General features: G+C 74.8%; 15 protein-coding genes, 2 pseudogenes and 2 riboswitches. Of the genes and pseudogenes, 4 read left to right on the top strand and 13 right to left on the bottom strand.

All coding sequences use genetic code 11. From position 1 onward, the window contains the following. Nucleotides 1–29: 29 nt before the first annotated feature. From IE277_RS28880 to IE277_RS28850, 7 genes and pseudogenes are all read right to left on the bottom strand, one after another. Nucleotides 30–782, bottom strand: coding sequence for a CbtA family protein (locus IE277_RS28880; RefSeq protein ID WP_189956645.1), 753 nt, complete (start codon nucleotides 780–782; stop codon nucleotides 30–32). 21 nt (nucleotides 783–803) lie between these two features. Next, the gene (locus IE277_RS28875) at nucleotides 804–1,028 is read right to left on the bottom strand and encodes a CbtB domain-containing protein (protein ID WP_189956644.1); all 225 of its coding nucleotides are present in this window, start codon (nucleotides 1,026–1,028) and stop codon (nucleotides 804–806) included. 36 nt (nucleotides 1,029–1,064) lie between these two features. Next, nucleotides 1,065–1,206: riboswitch (cobalamin riboswitch) on the bottom strand. A 63-nt stretch (nucleotides 1,207–1,269) separates the two neighbouring features. Beyond that, nucleotides 1,270–1,560: pseudogene (locus tag IE277_RS28870) on the bottom strand (NAD-binding protein); the annotation flags it as partial. A gap of 56 nt (nucleotides 1,561–1,616) precedes the next feature. Then, nucleotides 1,617–2,693 carry an enoyl-CoA hydratase/isomerase family protein gene (locus IE277_RS28865; RefSeq protein WP_189956643.1) on the bottom strand — a complete coding sequence of 359 codons (1,077 nt, stop codon included), beginning with the start codon at nucleotides 2,691–2,693 and terminating at the stop codon, nucleotides 1,617–1,619. Further along, nucleotides 2,690–3,060: pseudogene (locus IE277_RS28860) on the bottom strand (acyl-CoA dehydrogenase family protein); the annotation flags it as partial. The gene IE277_RS28865 and the pseudogene IE277_RS28860, both read right to left, overlap by 4 nt. Nucleotides 3,061–3,106: 46 nt before the next feature. Continuing rightward, nucleotides 3,107–3,487 (bottom strand): hypothetical protein, encoded by a 381-nt coding sequence (locus IE277_RS28855; RefSeq protein ID WP_189956664.1) that lies wholly within the window; start codon nucleotides 3,485–3,487, stop codon nucleotides 3,107–3,109. 91 nt (nucleotides 3,488–3,578) lie between these two features. Further along, a riboswitch (cobalamin riboswitch) is annotated at nucleotides 3,579–3,700 on the bottom strand. Between the two features lie 30 nt (nucleotides 3,701–3,730). Continuing rightward, nucleotides 3,731–4,381, bottom strand: coding sequence for a methyltransferase family protein (locus tag IE277_RS28850; RefSeq protein ID WP_189956642.1), 651 nt, complete (start codon nucleotides 4,379–4,381; stop codon nucleotides 3,731–3,733). A 185-nt stretch (nucleotides 4,382–4,566) separates the two neighbouring features. Here IE277_RS28850 and IE277_RS28845 point away from each other — a divergent pair, with 185 nt between their 5' ends. The 4 genes from IE277_RS28845 (at nucleotide 4,567) to IE277_RS28830 (ending at nucleotide 8,119) form a co-directional block, all read left to right on the top strand. Next, nucleotides 4,567–5,448 carry a hypothetical protein gene (locus IE277_RS28845; protein ID WP_189956641.1) on the top strand — a complete coding sequence of 294 codons (882 nt, stop codon included), beginning with the start codon at nucleotides 4,567–4,569 and terminating at the stop codon, nucleotides 5,446–5,448. Nucleotides 5,449–5,579: 131 nt separating this feature from the next. Continuing rightward, nucleotides 5,580–6,833: a hypothetical protein gene (locus IE277_RS28840; protein WP_189956640.1), complete on the top strand. Its 1,254-nt coding sequence runs from the start codon at nucleotides 5,580–5,582 to the stop codon at nucleotides 6,831–6,833. Between the two features lie 64 nt (nucleotides 6,834–6,897). Beyond that, nucleotides 6,898–7,905: a radical SAM protein gene (locus tag IE277_RS28835; RefSeq protein ID WP_189956639.1), complete on the top strand. Its 1,008-nt coding sequence runs from the start codon at nucleotides 6,898–6,900 to the stop codon at nucleotides 7,903–7,905. Between the two features lie 4 nt (nucleotides 7,906–7,909). Further along, nucleotides 7,910–8,119, top strand: a complete 210-nt coding sequence (locus IE277_RS28830; RefSeq protein ID WP_189956638.1) for a radical SAM-modified peptide, FtsH ternary system-associated — start codon at nucleotides 7,910–7,912, stop codon at nucleotides 8,117–8,119. Between the two features lie 291 nt (nucleotides 8,120–8,410). On the opposite strand, the gene IE277_RS28825 is transcribed toward IE277_RS28830, so the two are convergent. From IE277_RS28825 to IE277_RS28800, 6 genes are all read right to left on the bottom strand, one after another. Then, on the bottom strand, nucleotides 8,411–11,575 hold the full coding sequence (locus IE277_RS28825; protein ID WP_189956637.1) for a WD40 repeat domain-containing protein: 3,165 nt from the start codon (nucleotides 11,573–11,575) through the stop codon (nucleotides 8,411–8,413). Continuing rightward, a complete protein-coding gene (locus tag IE277_RS28820; protein WP_189956636.1) occupies nucleotides 11,572–13,221 on the bottom strand; it encodes a DUF8588 domain-containing protein in 1,650 nt (549 codons plus the stop codon). The genes IE277_RS28825 and IE277_RS28820 overlap by 4 nt, the downstream gene beginning before the upstream one ends. 253 nt (nucleotides 13,222–13,474) lie before the next feature. Beyond that, nucleotides 13,475–14,155, bottom strand: coding sequence for a soluble NSF attachment family protein (locus tag IE277_RS28815; protein ID WP_189956635.1), 681 nt, complete (start codon nucleotides 14,153–14,155; stop codon nucleotides 13,475–13,477). Further along, nucleotides 14,152–14,421: a hypothetical protein gene (locus tag IE277_RS28810; protein WP_189956634.1), complete on the bottom strand. Its 270-nt coding sequence runs from the start codon at nucleotides 14,419–14,421 to the stop codon at nucleotides 14,152–14,154. Before IE277_RS28810 ends, IE277_RS28815 begins: the two co-directional genes overlap by 4 nt. A 3-nt stretch (nucleotides 14,422–14,424) precedes the next feature. Then, nucleotides 14,425–15,219, bottom strand: a complete 795-nt coding sequence (locus tag IE277_RS28805) for a hypothetical protein (protein WP_189956633.1) — start codon at nucleotides 15,217–15,219, stop codon at nucleotides 14,425–14,427. A 30-nt stretch (nucleotides 15,220–15,249) separates the two neighbouring features. Beyond that, nucleotides 15,250–16,467, bottom strand: coding sequence for an AAA family ATPase (locus IE277_RS28800; RefSeq protein WP_189956632.1), 1,218 nt, complete (start codon nucleotides 16,465–16,467; stop codon nucleotides 15,250–15,252). Nucleotides 16,468–16,501: the final 34 nt, after the last annotated feature.

Genomic DNA, 16,501 nt, shown 5'->3' with positions numbered 1-16,501 from the left:
CCGAAGGGCCCTCTGCTGTCCGGAAGGGGTCAGTGCGCGGCCGGAACCGCTCGCTTGTTCGCGACCGTCGCCGGCTTGGGGTTCAGCATCCGTTCGGCCAGCTCACCGAAGGCGAGACCGAATCCGCCCCACATCACGGCCTGGATGGCCAGCGCCGAGAGCCGGAACCGCCACAGCAGAGTGGCCGGGAAACCCGTGGGCACTTCGTTGACGGCGGGCAGGAACTGGAAGGCCAGGCCGATCACCACGACGAACGCGGCCACCGCGACGACCGTCGCCCACCAGGTGCCCAGGCCGGGCGCGAGCCGCTTGCCCAGGAGGGTGGCGGCGATCGCGAGGAGGACGCTGAGCAGCATCATCAGGAAGTACAGGGTGGTCCGCTTGCCGATGGTGTCGGGGTTGCCGACCGACGGCGGATTGGCCGGGTACTTCAGGAAGGGCACGACGTACACCGTGAGGAGTGCGCAGCCCGACAGCAGCAGGGCCGTGGCCCGCGGACCGAAGCGGCCCACGCGGCCGAGGGCGAAGCAGAAGGCGAGCCCGGCGATGCCGCCGAAGGCGACCCCGAAGACGAGGACACCGGTGGCGAGGCCCGCGGTGGACTGCAGGGAGCGGGAGACGACCTCCATCTCGTGCTCGTGGGAGTGCGCCTCCTCGAAGCTGATCGCCTTGTCGACGTTCGGCTCACCGAGGACGTAGGCCACGATCAGGGCGAGCACGCCGGCCGCGAGGCCGGCGAGCATGCCCCGTACGAGAAGGTTCCGTACGGTTGCGGAGTTCATGAGCGTGCGGTGTCCCTCGCGTCAGTGGCAGGGGAAACCGAGCAGATGGCGGGCATCGTGCACCCACTCGTGAACGTCCGTGCCGCTGAACACGGAGGTGGCGCCCTGCTCGGCGCCGACGAAGTAGAGCAGGACCAGCATCAGGACGCCGAAGAAGACCGCCCAGGGAGCAATCGCCTTCAGGGGCAGCTTGGCGGGCATGACGACGGGGGTGGTGGCTGTCGGCTGGGCGACGGTCTGCGCCATGGCAGTACCTCCTCTGGGAGTTCGCGTCCCATCTCGGTGGTGCAGTGGACAACGGCCACGGGTCTGACTCACGAGCCCCCTGGGGGTCTCGCATACAGTGGCGCGACCGTGCCGGATTCCCACCGGCTTCCGTCTCGCCGTCGTCGATATCGGACAGACCGTACCGCGTGACGCGCGCATGGCCAAGACCGCCTCCTGGCGGCGTGATCTTCCTCTCGTGGTGTGTGTCCGGGCGCCGGAGTCATCTCTGCTCCGCACTCCGGTCTTTCATCGTGCGGACGATGCCGGAGAAGTCCTCGCCGGCTCCGCCCCGCTCGGCGTACGCGGCGGACAGCTTCCCCGCCTTCAGGCCGAGTTCGGCATGCGCTCCGCCCGCGCGGCCGCGTCGGCGGCGAGTCCGAGGTCCTTGGCCATGAGGGAGGCGGCGAATCGCGGACGGCGGTCCCGGTTGGCCGGGCCGGCCGGAACGGGCCCGGGGGACGCGGCAGTTGACGCTGAGCGCCCGGCACTGTCCGGACGCGGTGGAGGCCACGCCGCCGGAGACGGGGGCGTCCATGTGCCCGAGTCCGATGAACGCGACGGTCCCGCTCACCACGCGGCCTCCACGGCGGTGCCCGGCCCGGCGAGCCCCAGTTCACGGTCGCCGAGCGGGGCGAAGAAGCGGGCCACGTCGGCGTCGGAGACCTCGGCGAGGGTCGCCGGGGACCACTGTGGAGCGCGGTCCTTGTCGATGATCTGGGCGCGGACGCCTTCCACCAGGTCGGGGATGCTCAGGGCGGCGCAGGAGACGCGGTACTCCTGGTCGAGGACCCGCTCCAGGGGCCCGAGGCGGCGGGCGCGGCGGATCGCGGCGAGGGTGACCTTGAGCGCGGTGGGCGACTTGGCGAGCAGGGTCTCGGCGGCCTCCTTCGCGTCCGGGCCGCCATGGGCGAACAGCCGCTGGACGATGTCCTCGACCGTGTCGGCGGCGTAACAGCTGTCGATCCACTCGCGCCCGGCGCCCAACTCCCCCTGCGGCGGCGGCTGTACGTGGAGCGCGAGGGCGTCCGGCACGGACAGCTCGGCGAGGCCGCCGACGAAGGAGCCGAGCGCGGCGGAGGGCACATAGTGGTCGGCGAGGCCGCACAGCAGGGCGTCTGCGGCGCCGATCTGGGCGCCCGTCAGCGCGAGATGGGTGCCCAGCTCGCCCGGGGCGAGGGCGAGCAGATAGGTGCCGCCGACGTCGGGGACGAAGCCGATGCCGGTCTCGGGCATGGCGATCCGCGACCGTTCGGTGACGATCCGGACGCTGCCGTGCGCGGAGACGCCGACCCCGCCGCCCATCACGATGCCGTCCATGATCGCCACATATGGCTTGGGGTAGCCGGCGATACGGGCGTTGAGGCGGTACTCGTCGCGCCAGAACGCGGCCGAGGCGGCGCCGTCGCCGTCGCGGGCGTCGTCGTGGATGCTGCGGATGTCGCCGCCCGCGCACAGGCCGCGCTCGCCGGCGCCGGTGATGACCACGGTCCGGACGGACGGATCACGCTCCCAGGCGGTCAGTGCCTCGTCGATGCGGCGCACCATGGCGTGGGTGAGGGCGTTGAGGGCCCTGGGGCGGTTGAGGGTGATGTGGGCGGCCCGGCCGGCGGTGTGGAACAGGACGGGGTCCTCGGTGCCGCTCATCCGAACGCCTCCGTCAGGCCGCGGGCCACGATGACACGCATGATCTCGTTGGTTCCTTCCAGGATCCGGTGGACCCGCAGGTCACGGACGATCTTCTCGATGCCGTACTCGCTGAGGTGGCCGTAGCCGCCGTGCAGCTGGAGCGCGCGGGCGACCACCGTGTATCCGGTGTCGGTCGCGAACCGCCTCGCCATCGCACAAAGGTACGGGGCCTGGGGATGGCGCCGGCCGAACGCCCCCCCCGGTCGGCGAGATGGGCGAGGCAGCGGTCGAGGGCGCCGCGGGCGCCGCCGAGGGAGCAGGCGGCGATACCGGGGCGGCCACCGTTCATGCCGTTCGCCGCGAGGCGGAAGCCCAGCCCATCTTGCGTACATCCAGTGCCGGATCGCACCACGCTCAGGTGCGCCGGTGAACTACCGCGGGGGATCGCCGAGTCCGCGCCGGGGCGGGGTGAAGGCGTAGAGGTCGAGGATGTCGGGCAGGGGCGCCACACCCGGGCCGCCGGCGCGCACCCAGGTGACGATGTCTTCGGTGGCGTCCGCGTCGTTGACGAGCCCCAGCCAGACCGGCCGCGCACCGGCGGCCCGGCTCGCGGCGGACGGCTGTACGACGATGACGTTGGCCTGATCGCACACGTCGAGGCACTCGGAGATCCGCACCGGCACCTCCGCCCGCAGCCGCGCGGTCTGCGCCGCGTGATCGACCCCGGTCACCTTGGCGCTGCCGCAGCAGCAGTCCCGGCACACGACGACCCGGCACGGCGCCGCAACGCCGCGCGCGACGGCCCCGCCCATGGCCTCTTCTTCCTCCGGCGTCTCGGGCATGCCACGCCACTCCCCTCCCGGGGAGATCCGCCCCGGTGTCCGTCGAGGAGGCGACCGCGTGAGTCTCCTGGCTCCCGGGTCAGCGCTCGCCCCGCCTTCCCGCCCCGGTCGGGGGCAGTGGCCTGCCGGAACTCGCTCACCGGTCACAGTGGCGGGACCGCGCCGGATTCACACCGGCTTCCTCGGACCGCCGTCGCCCTATGTCGCCGATCATCATCCCATCGACGGCGCCCCGGGGGGACGGCGCCCTCGGGCGCGGGCGGCGGGGCGTATTCGGGGGATCAGGGCCGGGACCTCGGCGCGGTAGGCGTCGTAGGCGGCGCCGAACTGGGCGGCCATCAGGCCGTCCTCGACCCTGACCCGCCGCAGCAGCCAGGGCACGGCGACCACCAGACAGGCGATCCACACGCCGAAACCGCAGGCCAGCATGGCCCCGACGATCAGGCCGAGCAGTCCGGTGTAGATGGGGTGGCGGACCAGTCGGTAGGGCCCGTCCGTGCGGAGCTCATGGTGTTCCTGGACCGTCGGGACGCTCGCCCACATCGTGCCCAGCACCCAGCGGGCCCACAGCAGCAGGGCGGTCGAGGCGACGGCGAGCAGGACACCGGGGACCGCCGTCTCGGGCTGCCAGTACCGCAGATGCCGCCAGAGACCCTGGGAGTGCCCGACCAGGGCGGAGAACACAGCCACACCGGCGATCAGCAGCAGCCGGCGCGGCAGGGAGCGCCGCAGTCCGCGCGCCCAGCCGCGCGCGCCTCTCTGGCTCTTCACACCGAAATAGACAGCGCCCACGATCCAGGCCGCGACAAAGACCACCACGCAGGCGACGGTGATCAGAACGAGGGCCGAGTGAAGAGTTCCCATGCCTCCAGGCTGCTCCGCGCACCGGTGGATCACCAGCACCCACGGGCCGATGGAGAGGTCTCCACCCGCCTCCACCCGCCTCCATCCGCCTCCATCCGCGGATGGAGAACGCAGAGCCGCAAAGCCCGTGCGGAACAGGGCAGTTCGGGCGTGTCCCGAGAAGGTCGCTGCTAGCCTGCGCGCAGGTGCCGGGGTGGGACAGGGAGGAGCTGAACGCCGTGGTCGATGCGTTCGCCGTGTACCGGGACGCCATGCGCGAGGCGTGGGGCGACTGGTGGCTGGCCTGGCCGCTGCTCCAGAAGGTCACCGTGGGGGATGTACTGCACGAGTCCCGCGGAGCCGTCCGCGCGGCCGGGACGCTGGCGGACCGGCGGATCGCCTTCGCCGAGACGGCGCCCGAGGCCCGCGGCGCGTTCGTGTACGACGCCGGTGGCGGGATCGACCTCCGCTTCAAGGCGTCCGGCACCACCGACCCGCTCTTCTCCGCCCTCGCCGACGCGGACGCCGGCGTGCTGCTGCGGTTCGCCCGGCAGCGGGCCGCCCTGGTGGTGTACCGGGGCCTGACGGGGAGCGGGCTGCCGGACACCCGCGCCCTCGCCGGCATGCTCGTGCGCCGCCACTGGGAGGGGCGGTGGGACGCCGGGCTGCTCGCCGTGACCGAGGTGGTCCGGGCCGACGCCGCCGCCGTGCTGATGGCCGCCGAGGCGGGCGCCTCGGTCGAGCTGAGCCTCTCCACGTCCGTGGGCGCGGGACCACTGCACCTGCTCGACCTGGCGGGCTCGGCACGGGTCGCGGGGAGCCGGCACCTGGGTTTCCAGTGGATCGGCGAGACCCTCACACCGCTCTACCGGGTCGTACGGCTGCGCGACACCTGGCTCGGCGGGGTGCGCGAGGAGTACGGGCCGGTCCAGCCCGGCCGCGGTCTCGACACCGAACCGGTGCCACCGCTGCTGCTGGAGCAGGCCGCCGACGACCCCTCGGCCGTCCTCGAATCCCCGCCGCAGCCCCTCACGGTGCCCGTACCCGAGCCGGTGCCCGCACCCGAGCCGGATCAGGACGCGTCCTGACGGCCCCGGCCCCGCTGTCCGCTCGGCGTGCCGCCGCGCGTCGGCACGCGGTCGCCGGGCTGGCGGAGGAACTGCGCCGGTGGGGGGAGGCGAGCCGCGCCGGCGGGCCGCTGGAGAAGCACCGCAGCCAGATGGACGCGGTGCTCGCGCTGCTCGGCGCGGGCATGGCCGACGTACACGGCCGGCTCACGGACGGGCGCGGCGCACAGGTGCCCGGCCGGGTCCTGGATCTGCATCATGTGTGGGACTTCTACCGCTCCCGGTTCCTGCTCCGCCGCGTCCGTGCGTACCGCCGCTTCCTCGACGTCGCCGACGAGCTGGCGTGGGAGTGCTACGGCCCGGTCCTCGGGCTCGCCGGCGCCCGCCCCAAGGAGCCGCCGCTGGTCGGCTTCAGCCGGGCGGCGTCGCCGCGCGCCCACCGCCGGGGCAGCGCGTACCACGATCTGCTGCCCCGTGGCGGCATCCACACCCGCGAGGGCCGCGAGGCCGCCGCGCGGCTGCCGTTCCCGGTCATCGACGTGCCCTGGTCCTTCGGCTCCCATCTGCCCGCCCTGCTGACCGTGGCGCACGAGGCCGCGCACCACATCGACGACGACTGCGGTCTCGGCGACGAGATCCGCCGACGGGTCGCGGCGGCCGGTCTGCCGCCGGACCGGGCAGGCCACTGGGCGCGCTGGTCGGGCGAGGCGTTCGCCGACGTGTGCGCGGCCGTGCTGTGCGGGCCCGCCTACACCGCCGCACTCGCGGAGTTGCTCGACACCGGGGATGGCGGGGATTGCGGGGATGACGGGGACCACGCGGATATCGGGTGCGGCATGGACGCCGTGGACGAACGGGACTTCGACGGCGCGCACCCGCCGCCCGGGGTCCGGTTGCGGCTGTCCGCTGCCGCCGCCAGGCTGGCCGGACACCCGGGCGAGCCGGACGACAGCGACGACAGCGACGACAGCGACGACAGCGACGACAGCGAGAACGGCCGCGAGGCCCGTGCCGTGGCCCGTGCCCTGGCGCAGGGCGGCTGGTCCGGGCTGGACGGGCAGTCGCTCCCCGAACTGTTCGCCGCCGGCCGCCCGTCCGGCCGTAACGAGGTACCCGAGGGGGCGCGGCGGCTGCTGGCGGGCGGGCCGTCCCGGTGCTCCTCGGCGGCCGGGGTCCTGGCCGCGGCCGCGCTCGCCTTCCGGCACGACCCCGCCGGGTACGACGGGCGGGCCGTCGGGGAGCGGGCCATGGCCGAGGTGCTGCGGCTGCGGGCCGCCGGCACCCGGGCCGTACCGTCCGCGGACCCGTCGGCCGGTGACCGCGGCCGTGCGCACGCGGCGGCCGGCCGTGCCGTGCTGGCCGCGCTCGATGCCTCGTCCGGTCCAAGTCCGATCGATTCCGGGTGAGTTGGGCGATCCGGAAGCTACCCTGGCCAAGGAGCACCGACCGGACGGGGGACCGTACATGGGCATGCAGTGGACGCCGGCGGTCCTCCACCGGCAGCGGCACGGACGGGTGCAGTGCCTGCTGTGCCCCTTCCGCTGTGCGCTGAAGGACGGCGAGAGCGGCCTGTGCGGGGTGCGCCGCCGGTCCGGGGACCGGCTGGAGACGGCGACCTTCGCGTCGTCGGTACGGCACTGGGACACCGTCGAGCGCAAGCCGCTGTACCACTACCGGCCGGGCACGCCCTGTCTCACCCTGGCCGCGCCCGGCTGCACCTTCGCCTGCGACTACTGCATCAACCACCGGATGTCCCAGTACGGCCGGGAGGACTCCGTCCGCTGGGACGCCGCGCCGGTGGACCCGCGGGACGTCGTCGGGGAGGCCGCCGGGCGGGCGGGATGTGTCGCGATCTCCTACACCGAACCCTCGCTGGCCATCGAACTCACCGCCGCGCTCGCCGAGTCGGGGCGTCCGCACGGCGTGGACGTGGTGTGGAAGAGCAACGGCTTCCTCACCGCCGAGGCCGTCGACCTCGCGGCGCGCCATGTCGCCGCCGTCAACGTCGACGTGAAGACCCTCGACGAACACGATCACCGCGAACTCACCGGCGCCCGGCCCGGCCCGGTCCTCGACGCCCTCGCCGGCCTGCGTGAACGCGGTGTCTGGGTGGAGGTGTCGACCCCGCTGATCCCCGGACTCACCGCGGGAGCGGACACCTTGCGGCCGGTCGCGCGGGCGCTGGCCGCGCTGGATCCGGCGATCCCCTGGCATCTGGTCCGGGCCACCCCCGCCCACCGCCGCACCGGGCACGCGCCCACCCCGGTGGCCGACCTCGCGGCCGGGGTGCGGATCGGGCACGAGGAAGGACTGCGGCATGTGTACGTCGAGCGGGCCCTGGGCGCCGACGGGCGGTCCACCCGATGCCCGCGCTGTCGTACACCGGTGGTGACACGGGAGATCTGGGCCCTCGGCGAGAACACACTCGAAGACGGCAGGTGCCCGAGGTGCGGCGCCGCAGTGGAAGGACGATGGTGACCCCATGGCCGACTACCGGATGGTCGAGCACATCCCCGACCTGATCCAGCCCGAGGAGTACGAGCGGCATCCCGAGGGGCATCTGGTGCGCATCAGCATTCGTGTGGACGGCGCGGGAGTGCAGGTGCTCGGGGACGCCTTCCGGCCGGAGGTGCTGGAGCGGCTGCTGGAGACGCTGGGCCCGGACGCGATCGAGCAGATGCTCTGCGGCTGAGCGCCGGGCTCGGCCGACGGCTTCAGCCGACCGCCCGTACGACGGCTTCGGCCATCGGCCTATGCGGCGGCTTCGGCCATTCGCCCGCGCGGCGGCTCCAGCCGGCCGTACGACAGCTTCAGCCATCCGCCCATGCCGCGGCTTCGGCAATCCGCCCGCGCGGCGGCTTCAGCCGACCGCCCGTACGCCGGCTTCAGCCATCCGCCCATGCGGCGGCTTCCCATCCGCCCATGCGGCTGCTTCGGTCATCCGCCCGTGCGGCAGCTGAGGCCATCCGCCCGCGCGCCGGCTTCAGTCGTCCGACAGCAGCGCGGTCAGCGCTGCCCGCAGTTCCTCCGGTGACGGCTCCGACGAGAGCACATGGCGGTGCCGGGCCGGCTCCCGCCATGGGATGTGCGGGTAGTGCACCCGCAGTTCGCGCAGGCCGGGCCGGGGCGCGGGCCGCAGGTACGGATGGGACAGCAGCACCATCCGCGGCGGCCCGGACATGTCGGCGGTGAGCCGGGCGGCCACCACCTCGGCCTCCCGGAAGGCGGTGTGCGCGTCACCCGCCGTCAGCGGCCCCGCGGCCCACACATGGACCAGGTCCTCCGGGCCCTGCAGGATCCGCGCCCGCCAGGGCTCGCCGAGCGGCACCAGGGCGCAGGGCCGCCCCAGCCGGAGCACGGTGGCGGCCATCAGATGGGCGGCGAGCCGCAGCACGGAACCGACCTTGCCGTGGGTGGCGGGGGTGTCGTCCAGCAGCAGCACCAGACCGTGCGGATCGCGTGGCAGCCGGCCGCTGCTGGTGCGGTACAGCAGCTCCTCCCGGGCATGCCGGGCCCGCAACAGATCGGTGGGCAGCGCGAGTTGGGTGGGCAGCAGCCGGTCGGCGGGACCGTGCCGGGCGAGCCCGGAGCGGCCGGTGCCGCCCGCGCCGCCCATCGCGAGGCCGGTGTCACCGTCCAGCAGCCGCAGGCCCAGCAGCGCCCGCTGGGCGGGTCCCGGCGGGGTGAGGGAGAGCGGCAGGCGGCGCATCCGGGCCGGCAGCGTCGGATCGGCGGCCACCGCCTCGGGGCCGAGGATACGCAGCAGCGCCACCAGCCGGTCGTCCACCGTGCCCAGTGCCGCGGTCAGTTCGGTGAGGCTGGGCGCGGACCCGCGGGCGGGGATCGAGGAGCCGGCCAGCGCCCGGCCGAGGGCCTGGCCGAGATCGGCCGGGACGACCTCGGGGGGAGCCAGATACGCCGGGTCGGCCGGCAGGTCCGCGACGAGCAGCAGGGCGAGGCCCGCGAGCGCGGGCCCCGGCCAGCCCAGTTCGCGCAGCGCGTGCAGACCGCGGTGGTCGGCGAGGGCACGCAGCCGGGCCGGGGTGGTGCCGTGCAGCAGCGCCAGCACATCCGCCAGCAGGTCCAGCGGCACCCCGAACCCGTGGACGGCCGCGAGCACCGCGAGCCGGATCAACTCCTCCTGGCCGCTCGCCGGGACCGGGACGACGGTGCGCGGGCCGCCGGTGAACAGCTCCCACAGGATCGCGCCACCGGAGTTGTAGGTGGCCGCGAGCTGGTCGCCCACCGGTGACCAGCGCAGCGTCCACAGATGCCCGCCGACCCCGTCCGGCGGCGCGAGCACCCGGATCCGGCGGGCCTCTTCTGCGTCCCAGACCTCCGCCACCGAGTCCTGCTCGGCGGAGGCGAACGCGAGCAGCCGGGAGTCGGCGCACCAGGACAGCGCGGGCGCCCAGTCCCGGCCGCCGGCCTCGCCGAACGTGTGCCGTCGCTGCCAGGTGCCGGTGTCCCAGACCACGACCGGGCCGCCCGCGCTGCCCGGTGTGGCGGCCAGCCGGCTCCCGTCCGGGGACCAGGCCACCCGGCACACCATGGTCTGCGGGTCGGGCCAGTCCAGGACCCGCACCCGGCGGCAGCGGCCGGTGGGGCCGGCGCTCCAGACGATGATCCGGCCGCGGGTGCCGGCCGCGAGGAGACGGCCGTCCGGGGACCAGGCGGGCCGGCGCACCCCGTCCTCCACGGGCAGCCGCTGCGGCCCGCCGTCGTCGGCCAGGTCGTGCACCAGCAACAGCCGTGGGGCGGGGCCGGGTTCGGGCACCGCCCAGCGCAGGGGGCGCACAGGATCGGCGTCGACCGCCTGCCCGGCGACGCGCTCGGCGAGCACGGCGCCGTCGCGCGGGTCGACGAGCCGGTTGACGCCCCGTTCGTAGTGCGCCGCCAGCACCAGGACCGGGCGGTCCCCGGCCAGGCAGGCGGCGTCGTACCAGCCGTGCGGGAAACTCGGCACCGGTGATTCACCGAGCGGGCTGGTCGCGTCGGCGGCGTACTCCAGGATGCGGCCCGGTCCGGACTCGCACCAGTGCCGGGTGCCGTCCGGCGACCAGGCGAGGGCCGGTGCCGCACAGGCCAGTCCGGCCGCCGGCAGCCGCACCGCGCGCAGCACCCCGGGGGGCCGCTCCCCGCTGCGGGTGTGGACCCGGCCGACGGTGAGGCCCATCGCGTTGGCCCAGCGGCGCAGCGCGGCCGGGTCCCGGCGCCGGTGCGGGCGCGGCACCGCGCCGGACGGCTCCCACACCCCGACGGTGTCCGCGTCGAGCCGGGCGGCGAACAGTCCGCTCGCCGACAGGCTCAGCGCGCCGGGCCCGGTCACCTCGGCCGGCAGCCGGCCGAGGGCGTCGAGGCGCGGGCCGAGGACGCGCAGCCCCTCCAGCTCGGAACCGGCGATCAGCAGCGAGCCGTCATGGCTGAAGGTCAGCGCGTCCATGCGGTACGGCACGAACTCCCGCCGCAGTTCCCGGCCGGAGCCCGGGTCCAGCAGCCGTAGTCCCGCGTAGTCCTCGACGGCGATGGCCCGCCCGTCCGGTGAGCAGGCCACCCTGCGCAGCCCCTCGAAGAGCCCGCCGAGCGTGCCCGTCATGGTGGCGCCGTGCGGCTCCCACAGCTGGGCGGAGGTGGCCGTGGCCACGCACAGGGTGTCCTGCCGGCCCGGGATCCAGCACACCTCCACCACCGGGTCGACCCCGCGCAGCCGGGTCACCGTGCTCTCGGCGCGGTACAGCAGCAGCACGTCGCCCGAGGTGAGCCCGGCCGCCAGCCGGCGGGCGTCGGGCGAGAGGGCCAGGGCCGTGATCGCGCCCTCGGTGTGCAGGTCCGCGGGCAGTTCGACGGTTTCGCCGGTGTCGGCGTCGAGCAGGGCCAGCTGTCCGTCGCAGAGCAGGAACAGCCGGTCGCCGTCGGGGCTCCACACCGCCGCGTCGGTGGCGGGGGACGGCCCGCCGGGCGGGAGGGCCGAAAGCGGCCAGGGCCGCCGCCACACCACGCGCCCCTCGTCGTCGTGGCGCACCACCGCGCCGCCGTGCACCACGACCAGTCCGGTGCCGTCCGGCGACAGGCACAGACAGCGGGCCCCGGCCGCGGGCACGGTGAGCACGTGCTGGGCGCTCCAGGCGCCGGCGGGCGGTGTGCTCACCGGCCCTCACCCAGTTCGGCCGCGGCCCGCTCGTACATCTGGGCGGCCCGCTGGAAGTGGCCCGCCTGCTCCAGCAGTTCGGCGGCCTTGCGGTACTCGCCGCGCAGGGAGTGCTCCATGGCGACCTGGTTCAGCCGCCGGCGTTCGGCCTCCGGGGTGCGCGGGGCGGCCGGTGCGGCGGGCTCCGGTTCGGGCATCGCGTCGGACAGTCGCTCCAGCAGGTCCCGGGCGTGCTCGGACAGTCCGGCCGCGAAGGCGGGCGGCGCGGGCATCCACAGCTGCCAGGCGGGTCGTACGTCGGCCAGGCGCAGCCGCCAGGCGCCGTCGCGGCACAGCACGGTGATGATGTCCGGGCCGAGGCCGAGGACCTCGTCGCGTGCGGTGTCCGGCAGCGGCGGGTTCAGGACGCAGCCGCTCTCCAGGTAGAGGGCGCCCGGTCCGGCCTGGTGGACGGGCACGCCGAAGGGCAGCGTCTGGCACAGTCCGGGCGGCTCGGTCACCAGGTGGCGGCCCGGTCCGAACGCGACGACGGCGGTCTCGTGCAGCGGCCGGGTGCGCAGAAAGCGGCGCAGCGCGTCGAGCTCACCGTCCGCGATCAGTACGGCGTCGACCCGGTGCGGGGCTCGGGCGCTGGTCACCAGGCGGACCGGCAGCGGTGGCCCGAGCGCCGGGACGGGCACCGGCGTGCGGGCGGGCGGTGCGGCACTCAACGCCGGTCCAGCGTCGAGGAGTTCACCTGCGGCGGGCTCGCCGAGCGGCCGCCATCGCCAGGGCGGTCCGGACAGCGCGCGCTCCACGACGAGGTGCTCGCCGGGCGGGACCTCGTCCAGCAGGACCGCGTCGTCCAGCGGGAGCCGTAGCCGCAGGTCGATGAGGACCCGGCAGTCCGGGTCGGCGGCCCGGCAGGCCACGGGTCCCGGCAGCCGGCCGCAGGCCTCGACCAGCCCGGCGGGTACGGCGCCGTCCTCGGCGCGCAGCCGCAGCAGCAGCCAGCCGGCGTCCGGCCGGCCGGCCGGGCCGAGCCGCTCGACGGGTGTGAAGGTGGTCGCCACGCCCGTGGCCAGGCAGCGGCGCAGCAGCCAGCGGCCCAGCGCGCCCGGTGCGAGGACGGCGACCTCCTTCAGGCCGGCCGGCGGGGCGGCCACCGGGCTGTGCGCGGCCAGTTCGGCGAGGGACACCGGCTCCCATCCGGTGACGGTGGAGAGGTGTTCGATGGCCCTCGGGACGCGTGGGGCGGGCTGGTCGGGCCACAGCAGGCCGTCGGTGTCGGCCTGACAGACCACGCCGCCGTAACCGGCCGCCAGTTGCAGGCCCGGCTGGTGGGCGGGGGTGAGCAGTGCCCACACGGAGTGGTCGCGGGGCGATCTGCGCAGGCCGGGCGGGCCCAGTTCGGTCGTCGCCGCGGCATGGCCGAGGGCGGCGCGGGGCGAGGGGAAGCGGATCACGGCCGACCAGCCGGCCGGCTCGCCCCGCTCCCCCGGGTCGGCGGCCGGGGGTTCGTCGGGTGGTTCGGGCGGCATGGTGTGGTCCTGCGGGGTCATCCGGACCGCCCGGAAGCGCGGTTCCGCGGGTGGCGGCGGGGCTGCCGGCCGTGCGGGGAACACGGGCGGGAGCGTCCGCTTCTTGCGCGGCCAAAGAGTACTCATGGTTCCCCCGATGTACGGATCTGGTGGTGCCGCTCGGCCAGGGCCGCCTGTCGGACGTCTCCCGCCATGCGCCGGGAGGGCGGGTCCCGGGGCGTCCGGGGCGGACGGGTCCCGGGGTGTCCGGTACGGGCGGGCCCGGGGCGTCCAGTACGGGCGGGCGCCGGAGCTGCTGCGGGGCGGCGCCGCGCGGGCGGTCCGGCGTCGCGGCCGGGGGTGCCCGGCGGGCGGGGCGTCGCGGGGCTGGCGGGCGGCGTCAGTCGGGTCCCGGGGGCGGGGCGGGCGGCGCCGGTCCGGCGGGCACGCCGGTGGTGTCGCCGAGTGCGCGGGCGGCCCAGTGCTGCCAGCGGTCGGCGCAGCCGGTGACGCCGGCCCGGTAGGACGCGGCGAACACCAGCGCGGCGAGGTCCGGGCGGCGGATGTGGTCCGCCGCGGTGACCGCCCACGTCTCGGCCTCGGCCCGCTCCCTGGCCGGGGCGAGCGAGCCGATGCGCTCCGGTACGTCCGTGAGGGTGCGCAGCAGGGCCTCGCTCTCGCCGTAGGCGCGAGCGGTGGCCAGCTGCCGGCCGAGCCTGCGCCGCAGCCGCTCACCGTCCGTCCGCGATTCCGCCACGGCGAACAGGTGCTCCGCGGTGGCGTAGGAGCGGGTGCGGGTGACCAGGGTCCAGCCGGCGGCCAGCAGGTCGCCGCCGCGTTCGAAGCACTCGGCCGCCGCCTCGAACCGGCGCGCCGACAGCAGGCATTCGGCGGCGCGACGCGGCCGGCCGCCGCGCACCCAGTGGTCGGCGGCCCGCACCGGGTCGCCGGCCTGCTCCCACAGCTCGGCCGCCTTCAGCGGATGGCCCGCCTCGTCGTGGCAGCGGGCGGCCTGGGCGTAGTCGCCCGTCTGCTCGTAGCAGTGGGCGGCGCGGGCCAGGAGGTCGGGGGGTCTGGTCATGCCCGGTCACGTTCCTGTTCGGGGTGCGGCTGCTGCGTGCCCTCCTCGGTCTCGGTGAACCGCGGGGCCTGCGGCTCGCGCTCCCGCTCGGGTACGACCTCCGCCACACCGGGCCGGCGGTCCAGCACCTGGCCGATGGCGTAGGCGATCTCGTCGTGGGTGGCGTCGTGGTCCTCGATCCGGGTGGTGCGGCCGATGTCGTCCACCTGGAACAGCTCGACCTCGCCGGTCTCGGCGTTGTACCGGAACTCGACCCTGACCCGCATCGCTCAGGCCTCCATCTCGAACTGGATGTTGAGCGTGCCGCCCGTCTCGTCGACCTGGATGTCCTGTACGCCGTGCCGGCGGGCGTACTCCACGATGGCGTCGCGGTAGGCGACGGCGAGCACCTCGTGCACCGGGCGCAGCAGGTCGGTCCGGGTCTGGGCCAGCCTCGTCTCGGCGTCCCGTTCGAGTTCGCCGCGGCGCAGCTCCGCCGCGGCGGCGGCCCGGCGTTCGGCCTCCGCGTGGGCCTCGGCGTCGATCTCGTCGCGCTGTCCGGCCAGCCTGCGCCGGCCGGCCAGCCGCTCCTGTTCCTCGCGGCGTGCGACCTGCTCGGCGGCGTCGCGGTCGGCGCGCTTCTGAGCCTGGGCGCGGGCGCTGCGCTCGGCCACCGACTTGCTCAGGCCCGCCCAGCTGTCGTCGTAGTACTTCTCGGTGTGTTCGGCGGTGGCGTTGACCTCGACCGTGCCCTGGAGGGTGCGGGTCACCTCGGCCTCGGCGGTCACGATGTCGCTGAGCCGGGCGGTCATCTCGATCTCGCCGGTGTCGAGGTGGTAGACGACCGTGCCGCCGTCCAGGTCGAGCCGGTAGGCGTCGTCCTGCCAGGTCCACCGGGTGTCGGCGCCGAGCGCGGCCTCGAAGGCGCGGCGGGCCGGTGCGCCGAGCAGGGTTCCGAACTCCTCCCGCAGCGTGGCCTCGGCGGCCACCTCGGCGCTGGCCCGGCCGGTGCGGCGGACCTCTTCCTGCCACATCCGGGTGAGCCGGCTGGAGGCCCGGATGCGGACCCGTCGGGGATTGCACATGCTGGGGTACCCCCTCGTGTGTTCCCGTCCTCACTCGAACTGGTCGAGCAGGGCGTTCACTTCGGCAATGATACGAGACAGCTCTGTTTCGGTCTGTGTGTTCACGGGCGGATGCTCCCTCAACTCCCGTGACAGATCGGCGAGTTTGTGCAGGCCCTCGACGACGCTCCACTCGCTGGGCTGCCGGCCGGAGATCAGTGGTGCGCCGATCTCACGGGCGTCGAGCAGGATCTCGTGGTCGGGCCGGCGACGCCGGCCCGGCTCCCCGCCGTGTTTCTCCACCACGGCCTGTACGGCTTCTTCCACCGTGGTGCGGTCGGCGGGGTCGGTCCAGATATGGGCCAGCGGCCACAGGTCCACCGGCGCGGCGGTGCGCGACTCGCGCAGCAGCGCGGCCCCGGCGACCAGCTTCAGGCTGCGCACCAGCCGGCGGTCCGAGAGCCGGACTCCCTGGATCAGCAACTGCCGTACCAGTTCACGGTGTTCACCGAGTACCGGGTCCAGGTCGACGTCCCGCAGCCGCAGGGTGAGCCGGCCCAGCCGGTCGACGGTCACCGTGCCGGCGGTGCGGTCGGCGCCGGTGCGGGCGGGTGTGTCCGTGCCCCGCGCCCGCACGGCCGCCTGCTCGGCCGCCTGCACGGCGGCCGTGAACCGGCGTGTCTCGTGCTCCCAGCCCACCTGCAGCAGTCGTTCCAGGTCGGTGCCGCCCACCGGCTCGACCTGGAGCCGGATCAGGAACCGGTCCGAGAACGCGGTCAGACCGGGGTCGTCGGGTATCTCGTTGGTGGCACCGAGCAGGCTGATCAGCGGGGCGTTCTCGGCCAGGGCGCCGTTGTGGTAGCGGCGTTCGTTGAGCAGGGTCAGCAGGGTGTTGAGGATGGCGCTGCTGCCCTGGAACACCTCGTCCAGGAAGACGAGTTCGGCGCTCGGCAGCATGCCCTCGGTGCGTACCTGGTAGGTGCCCTGGCGGAACTGCTCGAAGTCCAGCGCGCCGAAGATCTCCGACGGCTCGGTGAACCGGGTGAGCAGATAGCTGAAGCGGCGGGCCTCGATGTGCCGGGCGAGGGCCGAGATCAGCTCGCTCTTGGCGGTGCCGGTCGGGCCGAGCAGCAGTGCGTGCTCCCGGCAGACCACGGCGAGCTGCAGCAGCCGCACGGCACGGTCCCGGCCGACGAACTCGCCGTCGAGCCGTCGCCGTACGTACTCCAGGTCCCTGATGGTGTCGACGGTGTCCTGGCCCCAGCTCACCGCGCCTCCTGTCGTGTGTCCGTCGTGACGTGAC

It is taken from the genome of Streptomyces alanosinicus (genome assembly GCF_014650595.1).
Taxonomy (GTDB): Bacteria; Actinomycetota; Actinomycetes; order Streptomycetales; family Streptomycetaceae; genus Streptomyces; species Streptomyces alanosinicus.
Note: the sequence above shows the minus strand (reverse complement) of the source record. Positions and strands in the feature narration are given on the sequence as shown.

Excerpts from the sequence above, each read along its gene's own strand:
- IE277_RS28880 (WP_189956645.1), bottom strand. The coding sequence starts at position 782 with ATGAACTCCGCAACCGTACGGAACCTTCTCGTACGGGGCATGCTCGCC.
- IE277_RS28875 (WP_189956644.1), bottom strand. The coding sequence starts at position 1,028 with ATGGCGCAGACCGTCGCCCAGCCGACAGCCACCACCCCCGTCGTCATG.
- IE277_RS28865 (WP_189956643.1), bottom strand. The coding sequence starts at position 2,693 with ATGAGCGGCACCGAGGACCCCGTCCTGTTCCACACCGCCGGCCGGGCC.
- IE277_RS28855 (WP_189956664.1), bottom strand. The coding sequence starts at position 3,487 with ATGGGCGGGGCCGTCGCGCGCGGCGTTGCGGCGCCGTGCCGGGTCGTC.
- IE277_RS28850 (WP_189956642.1), bottom strand. The coding sequence starts at position 4,381 with ATGGGAACTCTTCACTCGGCCCTCGTTCTGATCACCGTCGCCTGCGTG.
- IE277_RS28840 (WP_189956640.1), top strand. The coding sequence starts at position 5,580 with ATGGACGCGGTGCTCGCGCTGCTCGGCGCGGGCATGGCCGACGTACAC.
- IE277_RS28835 (WP_189956639.1), top strand. The coding sequence starts at position 6,898 with ATGCAGTGGACGCCGGCGGTCCTCCACCGGCAGCGGCACGGACGGGTG.
- IE277_RS28830 (WP_189956638.1), top strand. The coding sequence starts at position 7,910 with ATGGCCGACTACCGGATGGTCGAGCACATCCCCGACCTGATCCAGCCC.
- IE277_RS28820 (WP_189956636.1), bottom strand. The coding sequence starts at position 13,221 with ATGAGTACTCTTTGGCCGCGCAAGAAGCGGACGCTCCCGCCCGTGTTC.
- IE277_RS28815 (WP_189956635.1), bottom strand. The coding sequence starts at position 14,155 with ATGACCAGACCCCCCGACCTCCTGGCCCGCGCCGCCCACTGCTACGAG.
- IE277_RS28810 (WP_189956634.1), bottom strand. The coding sequence starts at position 14,421 with ATGCGGGTCAGGGTCGAGTTCCGGTACAACGCCGAGACCGGCGAGGTC.
- IE277_RS28805 (WP_189956633.1), bottom strand. The coding sequence starts at position 15,219 with ATGTGCAATCCCCGACGGGTCCGCATCCGGGCCTCCAGCCGGCTCACC.